Here is a 14,054-nt window from a genome sequence, read left to right as displayed (position 1 = left end):
TCGTCGCGGTGTCCGGTCGGGCAGCAACGGCTCCAGCCGTGCCCACTCCGCGTCGGTCAAGTCGTGGCGATCAAGCACAGAAGAGATCTACCGCAGCCCACCCGCATGATCCACGGGACACGCTCTAATCCATTACTCCGACTGGATCGTCCGGATAGCGAACGGATGGCCCGAGTTCATTCCGCCGAAATGGATCGATCCGGAGCAGAAGCCCCGCCGAAATCCACGCCCCGATCCGTGAGAGGCTGCGTTGCCATGCGACCCTCCACGCTCACCAGCTCGGCGAGGTGAGAAGCAGCGATGGCGCGCTCCCCTCGTCAGCCGCGGCGGCACCGGATGCGGAAGCAGCAGCGCCGCGACTCAGCGCACGGCTGGATCGCCTCGGGCGCTGAGGTGACCGTCAAGGCCTACGCCAAGCGGTTCGGCGTCGACCGCTACACCGCTCACGACGACCTCACCGCCCTCGGCTTCCCGCTGACCGAGAAGGACGCCCAGTGGTCGGTCCGGCCACCGAATGTGCCGAAGCGGCCGCGCCCCGAGCAGAGCGAACCGGCCCGGGAGGACGGCCTGTTCCAGTGGGTTCACGTGGGCCACCAGCGGATGTTCGTGGTCGACTACACCTCCGGTGGCGCGCCGATCGGCTACGTGGAGGGTGCAGACTGTTGTGCCGTGGCTGACGAAGAGAGGACCCAACTGCGCGGGGCCGTGTACCGCGCCGACGGCGCCGAGATCGTCGCGCTCATCCGCCGCGGCACCTGCTCGACGGCGACAACGCCCTGCAGCTGATTGGGGACGGCCTGCTCGCCGCACTGGCGGACCGGGTGGACAGCGCGCGGGAGTTGGCCGAGACCTGCGCCGCCCGGCTGCGGTCTCCGTCGAGCTGACGCCGACCGCTACGGAAGGTCGGCGAAATCGAACCGCTCCATGAGGCTCGGCTTGCGCCCGTGCTCGGCACGCAGCTCGCGTATCCGGCGGCCGAACTCCTCCGGATCCGTCACGTCCCGAAGATCACTGAGCAGGTCCACTGCCTGGTCGTACTCCGCAGGCTTCCTCGTCGCGATCAGGGCGGCCACCCGCGTCCACGCCCGATCGACGTCGGCCGCGAGCCCCGCCAGCCGCCGCTCCCGCGCCGCGACACGGAGCCGCTCCTGCTCGGCGGCGGCCTCCCGGCGCCGCTCGTCCACGACCCGCGCCCGCTCCGTCCAGCGCGCGTCAGCCGCGGCGAGCAGCTCCCTCGCCGTCCGGTGCCCCTCGCGGGGCGGCACCGCGCCGCGGAACCGGTGCAGCAGCTCCGCGCGCAGATTCGGATCGGTGCCCCGCAGCAGCGCGAGCAGCACCGCGTCCTTCTCCGCCACCGGCAGGTTCGCGATCCATGACGCCATGTCCGCTTCCGACGGCTCCGGCGCCCCGGGGCTGTCGGCCGCGACGGCGAGCAGGTCGGGATCGATGCGGAGGAACTCCACCACGCTGCTCAGCGACGCGCTCGGCCTCCCGAGCCCCGACGGCACGGGCGGCTCCACCTCCTCGTCCAGGACCTCCCCGTTCTGCACGCACAGGAGCCACGCGAGGTACAGCAACTGCCGATCCCCGGCGAGGACCTCCGCCCGGACAGGAACGATCAACGACAGCCAGCCCTCGCCACCCCAGTCGAGGTCGTCGCCGCCTTCCTCGTCATCCGACACCAGTTCGATGACGACGTCCTCGCCACTGGCCCAGGCGCTGGCCGACTCACCGGCGCAGTACCGCGCTGCCGTGGGAAGGTCGAGCAGCCGTGCCGGCACCCGGAACATCAGCCGACGCGTTCCCCAGTTGGCGAGGTAGAGGAAGGCGTCGTAGTACCGCTTCATCAAGGTGCGCGGATTTCCGCGGAAGTCCCCCCACTCGTAGGTGTTGACGAAGCTGGTAGGCGTGATGTGTGCGCGCGTCGAGAGGGCCCGCACATCGGCGAGCCGGCGCTCGTCGAGCGGGTGGTCGACGGCGACGAACTCGTAGTACTGGTACTCGCTGATGGCTCCTCCTCGCGGGCTCTGTCCTACCTGCCCACCCGCTCAAGGGTGAGCCCGCTCAGGTCCGGGCCACGGCCTCCGGGACATCGACCCCGTGGGGCAGGCCGATCCGGAAGGACGCGGCGGTGTGCTCCCGCACCCAGTGCAGGGTGAACCCGTCGGCGAGGTCGACGAGCACCAGCGCGCCGTCCTCCACGGTGAAGGTAGCTGCCTCGGTCACCACCACGTCGACGGGCCGCAGCGCCGTCAGCGGGAACGTGCACTCCTCGACGATCTTCGGGGAGCCGTCCTTGGCAGTGTGCGTGGTCGCGACGACGACCTTGCGGGCGCCCACCAGCAGGTCCATTGCGCCGCCGACGCCGAGCACGGGTTTGCCGGGGATGGCCCAGTTCGCGATCCGGCCCTGGGCGTCGATCTGCAGGGCGCCGAGCACCGCGACCTCGACGTGCCCGCCGCGGATCATCCCGAACGACGCCGAGCTGGCGAAGTAGGACGCCCCGGTCCGTGCGGTGACGGGCTGCTTGCCGGCGTGCACGAGGTCGGGGTCGACGTCCTCGGGCGCCGGGGTCGGCCCGACGCCCAGCAGGCCGTTCTCGGTCTGCAGGAGCGGGGCGTCGCCGGGCAGGTGCTCGGCCACCAGCGTGGGGATGCCGATGCCGAGGTTCACGACCGCGCCCGGCGGGATGTGCGGAACCACCCGGGCCGCGATGCGCTGCTGGACGTTCATGACCGGTCCCCCTTCAACACGAGGGCGTCGACGAACAGGTGGGGGGTCACGATCGCCTCCGGGTCCAGCCGGCCGACCGGCACGATCTCGTCGACCTCGGCGATGACGAGGTCGGCGGCCGTGGCCATGTCCGGGTTGAAGTTGCGGGCGGTCTTGGCGTAGACGAGGTTGCCCAGCTCGTCGGCGTAGCGGGCGCGCACGAGCGCGACGTCGGCGTGCAGGCTCTCGTGGAACACGTAGCGCTCGCCGCGGATCACCCGCTCGTCCCGGCCCTCGGCCAGGGCCGTGCCCAACCCGGTCTTCGTGTAGAAGCCACCGATCCCGGCGCCGCCCGCGCGGATCGCCTCCGACAGCGTGCCCTGCGGCAGCAGGTCGACCTCCAGGCGGCCCTCCGCGTAGGCGCGCACGACGTCTGGGTTGCTGGTGAAGTACGAGCCGACCGCCTTGCGGACCTTCCCGTCGAGCAGCAGGCGCCCCAGGCCGCGGCCCGGCTCGCCCAGGTTGTTGCTGATCACGGTGAGGTCGCCGACCGTCGGGCTCGCGCAGAGCGCCTCGATCAGGGTCAGCGGCGCACCGACGAGTCCGAAGCCCCCGACCATCAGCGTGGCGCCGGGGGCGATGCGGGCGACCGCCTCCTCGGCGGCCTGTAGGAGCGACCGGTGCTCGGTCACGGGTGTGGGCATCTCGTGATGGTCCGCCACACCGACCGATACTTCCAACATCTGTTCTGTACCTACCCATACATTCCGGGTCTAGGATTGCGGGCATGCACCACCGGCGGCTCCAGTACTTCGTCGCCGTGGCCGAGGAGCTGAGCTTCACCCGGGCCGCCGAGCGCCTCCAGATGGCGCAGCCCCCGCTGAGTCACCAGATCGGCCTGCTCGAGAAGGATCTCGGTGCGCAGCTGTTCGACCGGTCCCGCCGCGCGATCCGCCTCACCGCCGCGGGACGCGCGCTGCTGCCCGAGGCGCGGCGCCTGCTCGCCGACCTCGACCGCACCACCCGGATGGTCCGCCGGATCGGCGAGGGCAGCGTGGGCCGGTTGTCGATCGGGTTCGTCCCCTCCGCCGCCAACGGCGATCTCCCCGATCTTTTGCGCGCCTACCGAACGGGCCACCCGGACGTCGAGCTGGTACTGCGCGAGATGGAACCCGACGCGCTGGTTCGCTCGCTGCACGACCGGCAGCTCGACGTCGCGCTGCTCTACCTGCCCGTCACCGATCCCGAACTGGTGTGGCGGCACGTCGCCACCGAGGTGCTGCTCCTCGCCCTGCCCGCTCACCACCCCGCCGGTGCCGCCGAGTCCGTGAACCTCCAGGACGTCCGCGACGAGCCGTTCGTCCTGCCCGAACAGCACGACGTCCCGGGCCTGCACTCCCGGATCACCCAGCTCTTCGCCGACGCCGGGGTCACCCCGCACGTCGCGCAGCAGGGCGTATGGATGGTCCAGACCGTGCTCGGGCTGGTCGCGGCGGGCATCGGCCTCGCCGTCGTCCCCTCCTCGGCCGCGACGCTGCGCCGCATCGGAGTCGTGCTCCGCCCGCTGCGTGGCGCGCCGCAGACCGTCGAGCTCGCGGCGGTGTGGCGCCGCGACCACGGGTCGAGCCTCGTCACCGGATTCGCCCGGGCGCTGCCGCGAGAGGAACCCCGAGACCGATGAGTCCTGCCGACCCGGCCCGTAGAACGGGCAGGGGTCGCCGATCGCGCGGCCCACGGATGAGGAGGACACCGTGCCGAGCACGATCCAGCCGATCATCATGACGGAAGATCTGGACCGCCTGCAGACCTTCTACACCGCGCTGCTCGACGCGAAGGAGACCGAGCGGTTCCCGGCCGAGGGGCCGACGTTCTTCGTGGGGCTGCGCGTCGGCGACTCCGACCTGGGGCTCGTGTCGGAGTCGGCCGGCGCCGCCGATGCCCCGCAGCGCATGCTGCTGAGCGTCGACGTCGACGACGTGGTCGCCCGCCTCGAGCAGGTCGAGACGCTCGGCGGCCGAGTGCTCGGGCCGCCCAACGACATGCCGTGGGGCCAGCGCGTCGCGCACATCCAGGACCCGGACGGCAACGCCGTCAACCTCACGCAGCCGATCTGATTCGTCCGGCCGAACGGGGTCCGACCGGCGGCGCCTGGTCGCGGCCCATCCCCCACCGGAGCTGAGCACTGCAGGTGCGACGCGGGCATGATCGTCGTCATGTCTGCACACGACGTTGCGCGACTGCGGCGGGTCGTCACCCGGTCGATCAGCCCGGAGAACCCGACGGGCGCGCCGGGGCAGGGCGGTCGGGCCACGTCGGGGACCGGCGCGGGCCCCGGGCGCGAGCTGGGCCGGGGCTGGAAGATCTCGCCCAGCGTCGAGATCGGCCCGCGGCAGCGGGTCGACCTCGCCGCGATCGAGGGAGCCGGCCGGATCACGCACATCTGGCTGACGACCCACCCCGACCACTGGCGTTCGCTGCTCCTGCGCGCCCACTGGGACGGCGCGGTCGAGCCGGCGATCGAGGTGCCGGTCGGCGACTTCTTCGGGCAGGGGTGGGGGCGGTTCGCGCAGCTCAGCTCGTCGATGGTCGCGGTGAACCCGCACGGCGGGTGCAACAGCTACTGGCCGATGCCGTTCCGGACCGGCGCCCGGCTGAGCATGGAGAACCTGACCGACGCGCCCGTCGTCCTCTACTACCAGGTCACCTACGAGCTGGGCACGGACGAGAGCGCCAGCGGGTACCTGCACGCGCACTGGCGGCGGTCGAACCCGGTGCACGGCGCGCTGCACACCCTCCTCGACGGCGTTCGCGGCGCCGGGCAGTACGTCGGCACCTACCTGGCCTGGGGCGTCAACTCCCGGGGCTGGTGGGGTGAGGGCGAGATGAAGTACCACCTCGACGACGACGAGGGCTTCCCCACCATCTGCGGCACCGGCACCGAGGACTACTTCGGCGGCGCCTGGAACTTCGACGTCCCCGGCCAGGGGTACACCGCGTACACGACCCCGTACCTCGGGCTGCACCAGATCATCCGGCCGGACGGGCTGTACGAGAGCCAGCAGCGGTTCGGGATGTACCGCTGGCACGTCCCGGACCCGATCTGCTTCGCGTCCCGGATCCGGGTCGAGGTCCAGGCGCTCGGGTGGCGCAGCGGCCACCGCTACCTGCAACGGCACGACGACATCGCGTCGACGGCGCTGTTCTACCTGGACGGGCCGAGCGGCCCGCGCCCCGCGACGCCGACGCTCGACGAACTCGAGCAGCTCTGAGGCGACCGGGTCACTCCTCGTCGAGGCGGAACCCGACCTTCATTCCCACCTGGAAGTGGGTCACCTGGTCCTCTTGCACCGCCCCCCGGATCTCGGTGACCTCGAACCAGTCGACGTGGCGCAGGGTCTGGGTGGCGCGGGCCAGGCCGTTGCGGATCGCCGCGTCCAGGCTCTCCGGGCTGCTGCCGACGATCTCTGTCACGCGATACACGTGGTTCATGAGAGCAGGAAACCACCACGGCGGGCCTCGCGCTGGGTACGACGGGCAGATCCCGCGTCCGCGCACCGCCCGCTCACGGCTGGAGCTTCTCGAGCCGCTCCACCGCCGCCCGCAGCGTCTCCAACCGCTTGGGGAACGCGAAGCGGATCTTGCTCTCCCCGAACTCGGCGTTCTCCGGCCGCCAGAACGAGACGGCCGGAACCGCCGCCACCCCGATCTCGGTGATCAGCCTGCGGGCGAACGCGACGCCGTCGCCCGCGGGTCGAGCGGCCGGGTGTCGCACATGACGTAGTACGACCCGTCGGGGCGGCGCAGCCCGAACCCGATCCGCTCCAGCGCGTCGCATAACAGGTCGCGCCGCTCGCGGTAGCCGGCGGCCAGGGCCGTGTAGTACTCCGGTGGCATCCCCATCGCCGCGACGCCCGCGGCCTGGAACGGTGCGGGCGCGGCGATCGTGAGGAAGTCGTGGACCTTGCGGATCGCCGCGGTGAGGTCCGGCGGGGCGACGGTCCAGCCGACCCGCCAGCCGGTGACGGCGTAGGTCTTCGACAGCGCGTTGACGGTGATGGTCCGGTCCTCCAGGCCGGGCACGAGCGCGGGTGGCAGGTACTCGCCCGGGTCGAGGTAGTGGATGTGCTCGTAGATCGAGTCGACGACGAGGACCGCGTCCCAGCGTTGGCACAGCTGCCAGCAGGGCGAGCTCCTCGGCGCGGTAGATCCTCCCCGTCGGGTTGTTCGGGTGGCAGAGGAACACGGCCTTCGTCCGCGGTCCGAACGCCGCGCGCAGCTCCGCCTCGTCGACGCTCCAGTCGGGCTCGCGCATCCGCACGTGCCGCGGCACCGCGCCGGCCAGGATCGCGTTCGGCCGGTAGTTCTCGTACCAGGGCTCGAAGAGGACGACCTCGTCGCCCGGGTCGAGCAGCGCGAACGTCACCGCCATGAGCGCCTCCGTCGCCCCGCAGGTGACACACAGCTCGGTGTCCGGGTCGATCGACCAGCCCGGGTAGGTGCGCGCGGTCTTCGCCGCGATCGCCTCCCGTAACTGCGGCGTGCCGAACGTCATCGGGTACTGGTTGTCGTCAGCCGCGATCGCCGCGCACGCCGCGTCCTTCAGCTCGGGCGGGCAGGCGTAGTCGGGGAATCCCTGGCCCAGGTTGATCGCACCGTGCCGCGTGGCGAGCCGGAACGTCTCCCGGATCACCGACTCCGTGAACTGCTCGGCCTTGCCGCTCGTCCGGGCCATAACCGACGATCCCGCACCGTCGGAGGGGAAGTCGAGCCCCGGAGCGGTCAGGCGAAGGCGGGGATTCCCGTGACGGCCCGGCCCATGATCAGCGTGTGGATCTCGTCGGTGCCCTCGTAGGTGCGCACGCCTTCGAGGTTGTTGGCGTGCCGGGCGGGCGAGTGCTCCAGGGTGACGCCGTTGCCGCCCAGGATCGTGCGGGCCTCCCGGCAGATGGCGATGGCCTCGCGGACGTTGTTGAGCTTGCCGAAGGAGATCTGCTCGGGGGCGAGCGCGCCCGCGTCCTTGAGCCGGCCGGTGTGCAGCGCGACGAGCAGACCCTTCTGGATCTCCAGGACCATGTCGACGAGCTTCTGCTGGGTCAGCTGGAACGCCGCGATCGGCTCGCCGAACTGCCGGCGCCGCAGCGCGTACGCGAGCGCGGTCTCGTAGGCGTCGCGGGCGGCGCCCATCGCCCCCCACATGATCCCGTAGCGCGCCTCGTTCAGGCAGGTGAACGGGCCGCGGAGGCCCTGGACGGCCGGCAGCACCGCGTCGGCGGGCAGCCGGACGCCGTCGAGCGCGATGTCGCACTGGATCGACGCACGCATCGACAGCTTCGGCTCGATCGCCGTGGCCGTGAAGCCCGCTGCGTCCGTCGGGACGACGAACCCGCGCACGCCCTCGTCCGTGCGCGCCCAGATGACGGCGACGTCGGCGACCGAGGCGAGGCCGATCCAGCGCTTCGCCCCGTCGAGCACCCACCCGTCGCCGTCGCGCCGACCGGTGGTGGTCATGCCGGCCGGGTCGCTGCCCGCGTCCGGCTCGGTGAGCCCGAAACAGCCGATGAGGTCGCCCGCGGCCATGCCGGGCAGCCAGGTCCGCTTCTGCTCCTCGGTGCCGAACTTGTGGATCGCGCTCATCGCGAGCGACCCCTGCACGCTGACGAACGTGCGCAGCCCCGAGTCGCCCGCCTCGAGCTCCAGCGCCGCGAGGCCGTACTCGACGGCGCTGCGGCCCGCGCAGCCGTAGCCGGTCAGGTGCATCCCGAGCAGTCCGAGCGCCCCCATCTCCGGCACGATCTCGCGCGGGAAATGGGCGTCCTCGTACCAGCGCGCGATGTTCGGCCGGATCCGGGCGTCGACGAACGCGCGCACCTGGTCGCGCAGCGCGCGCTCCTCGGCCGTGAGCAGCCCGTCGAGGTCGAGGTAGTCCCGCGCCCGCGCGGTGATGTCGGGTTCTGGCATCGGCATCCCTCGTCGAGTGCTCGGTGCGTCCAGGGAACGGATGCCCGATCCGGCGCCGTTCAAGACCGCTGCGCCAACCCGGCCCGGATCCGGAACTTCTGGATCTTCCCGCTCGCGGTGCGCGGCAGCTCGTCGACCACCTCCAGCCGCTCGGGCCAGTACGGCCGGGCGATGCCCTTCTCCCCCAGGTACGCCCGCATCTCCTCGAGGGTGAACCCGTCGGCGCCCGGCGCGAGGGTGACGACGGCGCACGCGCGTTCCTGCAGCCGCGGGTCGGGCACCCCGACCACCGCGACACCGGCGAGCTTGGGGTGCTCGTAGAGCACGTTCTCCAGGTCGGCCACCGGGATGTTCTCGCCGCCGCGGATGATCACGTCCTTGCTGCGGCCGATGATGCTCAGGTAGCCGTCGGCGTCGATGACGGCCAGGTCACCGGTGTCGAACCACTCGCCGTCGAACGAGGCCGCCGTCATCTCGGGCCGTTCGAGGTAGCCGACGAACAGGAACGGCCCGGTGACCTGCAGCGCCCTCGGTCCCGGCCGGCAGCGGCGCACCCGCGGCGTCGACGACGCGGATCTGCATCCCCGGCCACGGGAACCCGTCGCGCTCGACGAGCTTCTCCTCGGGGTCGCCCGGGATGCCGAGCGTCACCAGCGCGTTCTCGCTCTGGCCCCACCCGCCCAGGACGGTCAGCCCGGGCAGCGTCGCCCCGGCCTCGCGGACGATCGCGCGTGGGATCGGGGCGCCCATGCAGCAGAAGCGCTCCAGCGACGACATGTCGTGCTCGGCGAGGTTCGGCGCGGCGAGGGTGTCGTGCAGGAACGGGGTGGCCGCCGACGTGTAGGTGAGGCGGTGCCGCTCCACCAGCTCGACGAACCGCTTCGGGTCCCAGACGTCCTGGTAGACGGCCGTGGCGCCGCCGACCTGCGTGGGCAGCCGGACGCCGTAGAGGAATCCGGTGAGGTGCGCGAACGTCGAGGCCATGTGGATGACGCTGTCGGCGCCGACGCCCAGCCGGTCCGGCAGTGGAGCGTTCGCGGCCATCAGCGTGTTGTGGGTGTGCATCACGCCCTTGGGCTCACCCGTGGTGCCGGAGGTGAAGATCAGCAGGGTCACGTCGTTCGGGTCCGGGCGCAGCCGGGCGAGCTCGGCCGGGTCCCGTCGCTCCTCCCACGGCGTGTCGAGGAACTCCCGCCAGGACGTCTGCGTGGCGTCGGTGTCGCCGTCGACCACCAGGACGTGCCGCATTGCGGGCCAGTCCGCGCGGAGCCGCGCCACCATCCTGGGGTGGTCGTAGCCGCGGAACGTCCGCGGCACGACGATCACCGTGGACCGGGCCAGGCCGACCATGAACCCGACCTCGCGCTCCCGGTAGATCGGGATGAGCGGGTTGTTCACCGCACGGATCCGGGTGACCGCGAAGTGCACGATCAGGAACTCGATCCAGTTCGGCAGCTGGTAGGACACCACCTCGCCGGGCCGGACGCCGAGCTCCAGCAGGCCGAGCGCGGCGCGGTCCGACAGCCGCTTCAGCTCGCCGTAGGTGATCTCGCCGCGGGCGTCGATCGCCGCGAGCTTGTCGGGGCAGCGAGCGGCGACCTCGTCGAGGTCGTCGGTGATCAGCCGGTTCGGCCAGCGGCCGTCCCGGGTGTAGCGCTCGATCTTCTCCTGGTCAGGGTCGTGTCACGCACCATGGCAACGTCCTTGTCGCGCGGGGGTCCGGGGTCAGCTCATGGTCAGGCCGCCGCTGACGCTGACGGTCTGGCCGGTGATGTAGGCGGCCTCGTCGGAGGCGAGGAACGCGACGGCGTTGGCGACGTCGGTGGGCTCGGCGAGCCTGCGGAACGGGATCGCCTTCGTCAGCGACTCGCGCAGCTTCGGTCCGGCGAAGGAGGCGAACAGCGCCGTGTCGGCCGGGCCGGGGCAGACACAGTTGACGTTGACCTGGGCGCGGGCCATCTCCCTGGCCGCCGACTTGGTGAACGCGATGACGCCGCCCTTGGCCGCGGAGTACACCGCCTCACCGGAGGACCCGACCCGGCCCGCGTCGGACGCGATGTTCACCACCGAGCCGTGGCCCTGCTCGGCCATCACCGGCAGCACGGCCTTCGAGGTGTTGAGCACGCCGTAGAGGTTGATCTGGATGACCCGGTCCCAGTCGGCGGGATCGGAGTCGACGAACGGGCCCGCCTTGTCCCAGCCCGCGTTGTTGACGAGCACGTCGATCCGGCCGAACCGGTCTCGTGCGTGCGCGACCATCGCGCGCACCGACTCGCGGTCGGTGACGTCGGCCCGCACCCCGACCGCGCCGCCCCCGATCGCGTCGGCGGTCTCAACCGCGCTCGCCTCGTTGATGTCGGAGACGACGACCGTGGCGCCCTCCGCGGCGAGCTTCTCGGCAATGGCGCGGCCGATGCCCTGCCCGGCCCCCGTCACGATGGCGATCTTGTCGTCGAGCTTTCCCATGCTTGCCTCTCATCAGGGTGCGAGCGCGCGGCCCAGCCGTTGCCGGGCGATCACGAGCTTCATGATCTGTGCGGTGCCGTCGCCGATCTGCAGGCCGAGGACGTCGCGCAGCCGCTGCTCGATCGGCAGCTCGGTGCGGTAGCCGTACTGGCCGTGCAGGAGCAGGCACTGGGTGATGACGTCGTAGGCGGTCTTCGGCGCCCACCACTTGCACATCGCGGCCTGCGCGGTGTGCGGCTGTCCGGCATCCTTGAGCCACAGCGTTTGCTGGCACAACAGCCGCGCGGCTGCGAGCAGCGTCTCGGCCTCGGCGAGCGGGAACGCGACGCCCTGGTTGGTGCTGAGCGGGCGGTCGAACGCCTCGCGCGTGCTGACGTGGCCCCACGTCTCGTCGACGGTCTGCTGCGCCGCGCCGATGCACTGCAGCCCGATCAGCGCGCGGCTGAAGTCGAAGCCCTGCATGACCTGGCTGAACCCGCGCCCCTGCGCACCGAGCAGGTGGTCACCGGGGATCCGGACGCCGGCGAAGTGGGCGGCACCGCGGCCGACCGCCACGGTACCCATGTCGGAGTAGGGCTCGCGCGTCACGCCGGGCAGGTCGAGCGGGACGAGGAACGCGCTGATGTCCTTGCCGCGCTCCTGCGCCGGGCCGGTGCGGGCGAACACCACGACGGCCGCGGCGTCCCGCCCGAACGACAGCGACTTCACACCGTCCAGCACCCAGTCCGCCCCGTCGCGCACCGCGGTCAGCCGCGGCATCCCGGCGTCGGATCCGCCGTGCGGCTCGGTGAGCCCGATCCCCACGATCTCCTCGCCCGAGCAGATCTTCGGCACCCAGTGGGCGGCGAGCTCCGGCGGGGCGTTGCCGGCGAGGATCTGCGCGACCAGCGACCCGACGACCTGCAGATAGGCGACGTTGATGTCGCCGCGGCCGATCTCCTCGGTCACCAGCCCGGCGGTGAGCCGGTCCCGGCCCTGCCCACCCAGCTCGCACGGGATCTCCGGGGCGATCAGCCCGAGCCCGCCGAGCTCCCGGCGCAGGTCCGGCTCGATCCGGCCGTCGCGTTCCCGGGCGCGGTACCCGGGCGCGAGCCGCACCTGCGCGATCGCCCGCGCGCGGTCGCGGTACTCCTGCTGGCTCGAGGTGAGGTCGAACTGCACGGCTCGCTCCCGCTCAGTGCCAGTTGACGTGCTGGACGAAGTCGGGCTTGCGCTTCTCCGCGAACGCGGCCGCGCCCTCGAGTCCCTCCGGCGACGCGGTGAACAGGTCCAGCGCCGACATGGCCATGTTGGACAGCCCGGCCTGGTGGTCGGTGTCGGCGTTGAACGACTGCTTGAGGAACCGGATCGCCGTCGGGCTCTTCTCCGCGACCTCGTACGCCCACCGCTTGGCCTCGTCGAGCAGTTGATCGGCCGGGACGACGGCGTTGACCAGCCCCATCCGCTCGGCCTCGGCCGCGCTGTACTGGCGGCACCAGAACCAGATTTCGCGCGCCTTCTTCTCCCCCACCACCCGGGCGAGATAGGCCGAGCCGAACCCGGCGTCGAACGAGCCGACCTTCGGGCCGGCCTGCCCGAACCGCGCGGTCTCGCTCGCGATCGACACGTCGCACAGCACGTGCAGGACGTGCCCACCGCCGACCGCGACCCCGTTGACGGCCGCGATCACCGGCTTGGGGATGTCGCGGATCAGCTTGTGCAGGTAGCCGATCTCGAACATGCCGCTCTCGGTGGGGCCGTAGTCGCCGGTCTCGGCGCGCTGCTTGACGTCGCCGCCGGTGCAGAACGCCTTCTCCCCCGCCCCCGTGAGGATCACCGCCTGCACGCGCCGGTCCGCCCACGCCGCCCGGAACGCCCTGATCAGCTCGTCGACGGTCCGGCCGCGGAAGGCGTTGTAGCGCTCCGGCCGGTTGATCGTGATCACGGCCGCCGGGCCGTCGACCTCGTAGCGGATGTCCTCGTACTCCTGCCCCATTGCCGTCTCCCTCGTCCTACCGCGACCTGCATTGACCACGGTGACAAACTTTGACTCGAGGGTCAATAGCTGATTCCAGGGTCGACAACTAGGCTGCGCACGACAGCGGGAGTGCGACGCGGGAGCGGGGATGAGCACGGAAGAGGCCGTGACGAGCGGGACGACCCGCCCGTCGTCGAGCCGTGTGGAACGCAAGCGCGGCCGCCGGATCCAGGCGATCCTCACCACCGCGGCCGAGCTGTTCGGCGAACGCGGCTACGACGCGGTGAGCCTGGAGGACGTCGCCGACCGGCTCGACGTCACCAAGGGCTCGCTGTACTACTACTTCGCGAGCAAGGACGAGCTGGTCACCGCGGCCATCGAGACCCTGGGCAACGACTGGACCGCGCGCCTGGAACGGCTGCCGGAGGCCCAGCCGGGGCGGGCACTACCGGCGCGGCTGCACGCGCTCATCCGCGAGCACATCACCATCGCGGTGCGGGAGTACCCCGCGGCACTGCGGCTGTTCCTCGTGCCGCGGGAGTGGCCCGCCGAGCAGCAGGCCCGGATCAAGGAGCTGCGGCGGCGCCACGACCGGCTCTTCCGGCAGGTCATCGAGGAGGGCGTCGCCGCCGGGGAGTTCACGGTGACCGGGATCGACCCGGTCCTGCAGTGCATGCACGCGTCGATGTCGCAGGCGCCGATCTGGTGCGGGCATCTGCACGGCGAGGAACTCGACGAGGCGATCGCGCAGCTCACCGACACGCTGATGATGCTGGTCGGCGTCCGGTCCGCCGACTAGGCCGTCGCTCGCGGCACCGACGAGCGACCCCGGTTGCAGGAAAGCCACTTTCACGCAACCACATGGCGTGAAAGTGGCTGTCAGGAGAATCGACCGCAGCCTATGAGGCCTTGGCGAGTGTGACCTCGTATCCGAGGTCTTGGAGTGCCTTGAGGTGGCGGT

Annotated in this window: 16 protein-coding genes and 1 pseudogene; 5 read left to right on the top strand and 12 right to left on the bottom strand. The window is 71.5% G+C overall.

Translation table 11 applies throughout. The annotated features are described in order from the left end of the window. Positions 1-336 precede the first annotated feature (336 nt). Positions 337-786, top strand: coding sequence for a hypothetical protein (locus KME75_RS33970; protein WP_219419042.1), 450 nt, complete (start codon positions 337-339; stop codon positions 784-786). Positions 787-893: 107 nt separating this feature from the next. Here the strand turns inward: KME75_RS33970 and KME75_RS33965 are convergent, their stop codons facing one another. From KME75_RS33965 to KME75_RS33955, 3 genes are all read right to left on the bottom strand, one after another. Continuing rightward, positions 894-1,940: a hypothetical protein gene (locus KME75_RS33965; protein WP_246633368.1), complete on the bottom strand. Its 1,047-nt coding sequence runs from the start codon at positions 1,938-1,940 to the stop codon at positions 894-896. A 124-nt stretch (positions 1,941-2,064) separates the two neighbouring features. Beyond that, the gene (locus KME75_RS33960; protein ID WP_219419041.1) at positions 2,065-2,733 is read right to left on the bottom strand and encodes a 3-oxoacid CoA-transferase subunit B; all 669 of its coding nucleotides are present in this window, start codon (positions 2,731-2,733) and stop codon (positions 2,065-2,067) included. Beyond that, positions 2,730-3,416 (bottom strand): CoA transferase subunit A, encoded by a 687-nt coding sequence (locus tag KME75_RS33955; RefSeq protein WP_219419040.1) that lies wholly within the window; start codon positions 3,414-3,416, stop codon positions 2,730-2,732. Before KME75_RS33955 ends, KME75_RS33960 begins: the two co-directional genes overlap by 4 nt. 83 nt (positions 3,417-3,499) lie before the next feature. Between KME75_RS33955 and KME75_RS33950 the strand changes: the two genes are divergently transcribed. The 3 genes from KME75_RS33950 (at position 3,500) to KME75_RS33940 (ending at position 5,981) form a co-directional block, all read left to right on the top strand. Beyond that, a complete protein-coding gene (locus KME75_RS33950; protein ID WP_219419039.1) occupies positions 3,500-4,393 on the top strand; it encodes a LysR family transcriptional regulator in 894 nt (297 codons plus the stop codon). Between the two features lie 70 nt (positions 4,394-4,463). Then, on the top strand, positions 4,464-4,826 hold the full coding sequence (locus KME75_RS33945) for a VOC family protein (protein ID WP_219419038.1): 363 nt from the start codon (positions 4,464-4,466) through the stop codon (positions 4,824-4,826). Positions 4,827-4,925: 99 nt separating this feature from the next. Then, positions 4,926-5,981, top strand: coding sequence for a glycoside hydrolase family 172 protein (locus tag KME75_RS33940; RefSeq protein WP_219419037.1), 1,056 nt, complete (start codon positions 4,926-4,928; stop codon positions 5,979-5,981). A 10-nt stretch (positions 5,982-5,991) separates the two neighbouring features. On the opposite strand, the gene KME75_RS33935 is transcribed toward KME75_RS33940, so the two are convergent. The 9 genes and pseudogenes from KME75_RS33935 to KME75_RS33905 all read right to left on the bottom strand — a co-directional run bounded on the left by KME75_RS33935 (position 5,992) and on the right by KME75_RS33905 (position 13,111). After that, a complete protein-coding gene (locus KME75_RS33935; protein WP_219419036.1) occupies positions 5,992-6,201 on the bottom strand; it encodes a dodecin in 210 nt (69 codons plus the stop codon). A gap of 73 nt (positions 6,202-6,274) precedes the next feature. After that, on the bottom strand, positions 6,275-6,412 hold the full coding sequence (locus KME75_RS44125; protein WP_246633367.1) for a hypothetical protein: 138 nt from the start codon (positions 6,410-6,412) through the stop codon (positions 6,275-6,277). A gap of 14 nt (positions 6,413-6,426) precedes the next feature. Then, a pseudogene (locus KME75_RS33930) lies at positions 6,427-7,444 on the bottom strand (pyridoxal phosphate-dependent aminotransferase). A 47-nt stretch (positions 7,445-7,491) separates the two neighbouring features. Beyond that, a complete protein-coding gene (locus KME75_RS33925) occupies positions 7,492-8,670 on the bottom strand; it encodes an acyl-CoA dehydrogenase family protein (protein ID WP_219419034.1) in 1,179 nt (392 codons plus the stop codon). A gap of 59 nt (positions 8,671-8,729) precedes the next feature. Further along, on the bottom strand, positions 8,730-9,143 hold the full coding sequence (locus KME75_RS44120) for an AMP-binding enzyme (protein ID WP_281424803.1): 414 nt from the start codon (positions 9,141-9,143) through the stop codon (positions 8,730-8,732). Beyond that, entirely contained in the window at positions 9,100-10,218 is a 1,119-nt protein-coding gene (locus tag KME75_RS33920) for an AMP-binding protein (protein WP_308283328.1), read from the bottom strand. Before KME75_RS33920 ends, KME75_RS44120 begins: the two co-directional genes overlap by 44 nt. Positions 10,219-10,395: 177 nt before the next feature. Continuing rightward, positions 10,396-11,136 carry an SDR family NAD(P)-dependent oxidoreductase gene (locus KME75_RS33915; protein WP_219419033.1) on the bottom strand — a complete coding sequence of 247 codons (741 nt, stop codon included), beginning with the start codon at positions 11,134-11,136 and terminating at the stop codon, positions 10,396-10,398. A 12-nt stretch (positions 11,137-11,148) separates the two neighbouring features. Beyond that, entirely contained in the window at positions 11,149-12,297 is a 1,149-nt protein-coding gene (locus tag KME75_RS46310; protein ID WP_219419032.1) for an acyl-CoA dehydrogenase family protein, read from the bottom strand. A gap of 13 nt (positions 12,298-12,310) precedes the next feature. Further along, positions 12,311-13,111 (bottom strand): enoyl-CoA hydratase-related protein, encoded by an 801-nt coding sequence (locus KME75_RS33905; protein WP_219419031.1) that lies wholly within the window; start codon positions 13,109-13,111, stop codon positions 12,311-12,313. A gap of 130 nt (positions 13,112-13,241) precedes the next feature. Here KME75_RS33905 and KME75_RS33900 point away from each other — a divergent pair, with 130 nt between their 5' ends. Next, a complete protein-coding gene (locus KME75_RS33900) occupies positions 13,242-13,892 on the top strand; it encodes a TetR/AcrR family transcriptional regulator (protein WP_219419030.1) in 651 nt (216 codons plus the stop codon). Positions 13,893-14,054: the final 162 nt, after the last annotated feature.

The sequence above is a fragment of the Pseudonocardia nigra genome (genome assembly GCF_019396355.1).
GTDB lineage: Bacteria > Actinomycetota > Actinomycetes > Mycobacteriales > Pseudonocardiaceae > Pseudonocardia > Pseudonocardia nigra.
The sequence above is the reverse complement of the archived record's forward strand: the minus strand, read 5'-3'. Positions and strand labels throughout refer to the sequence as shown.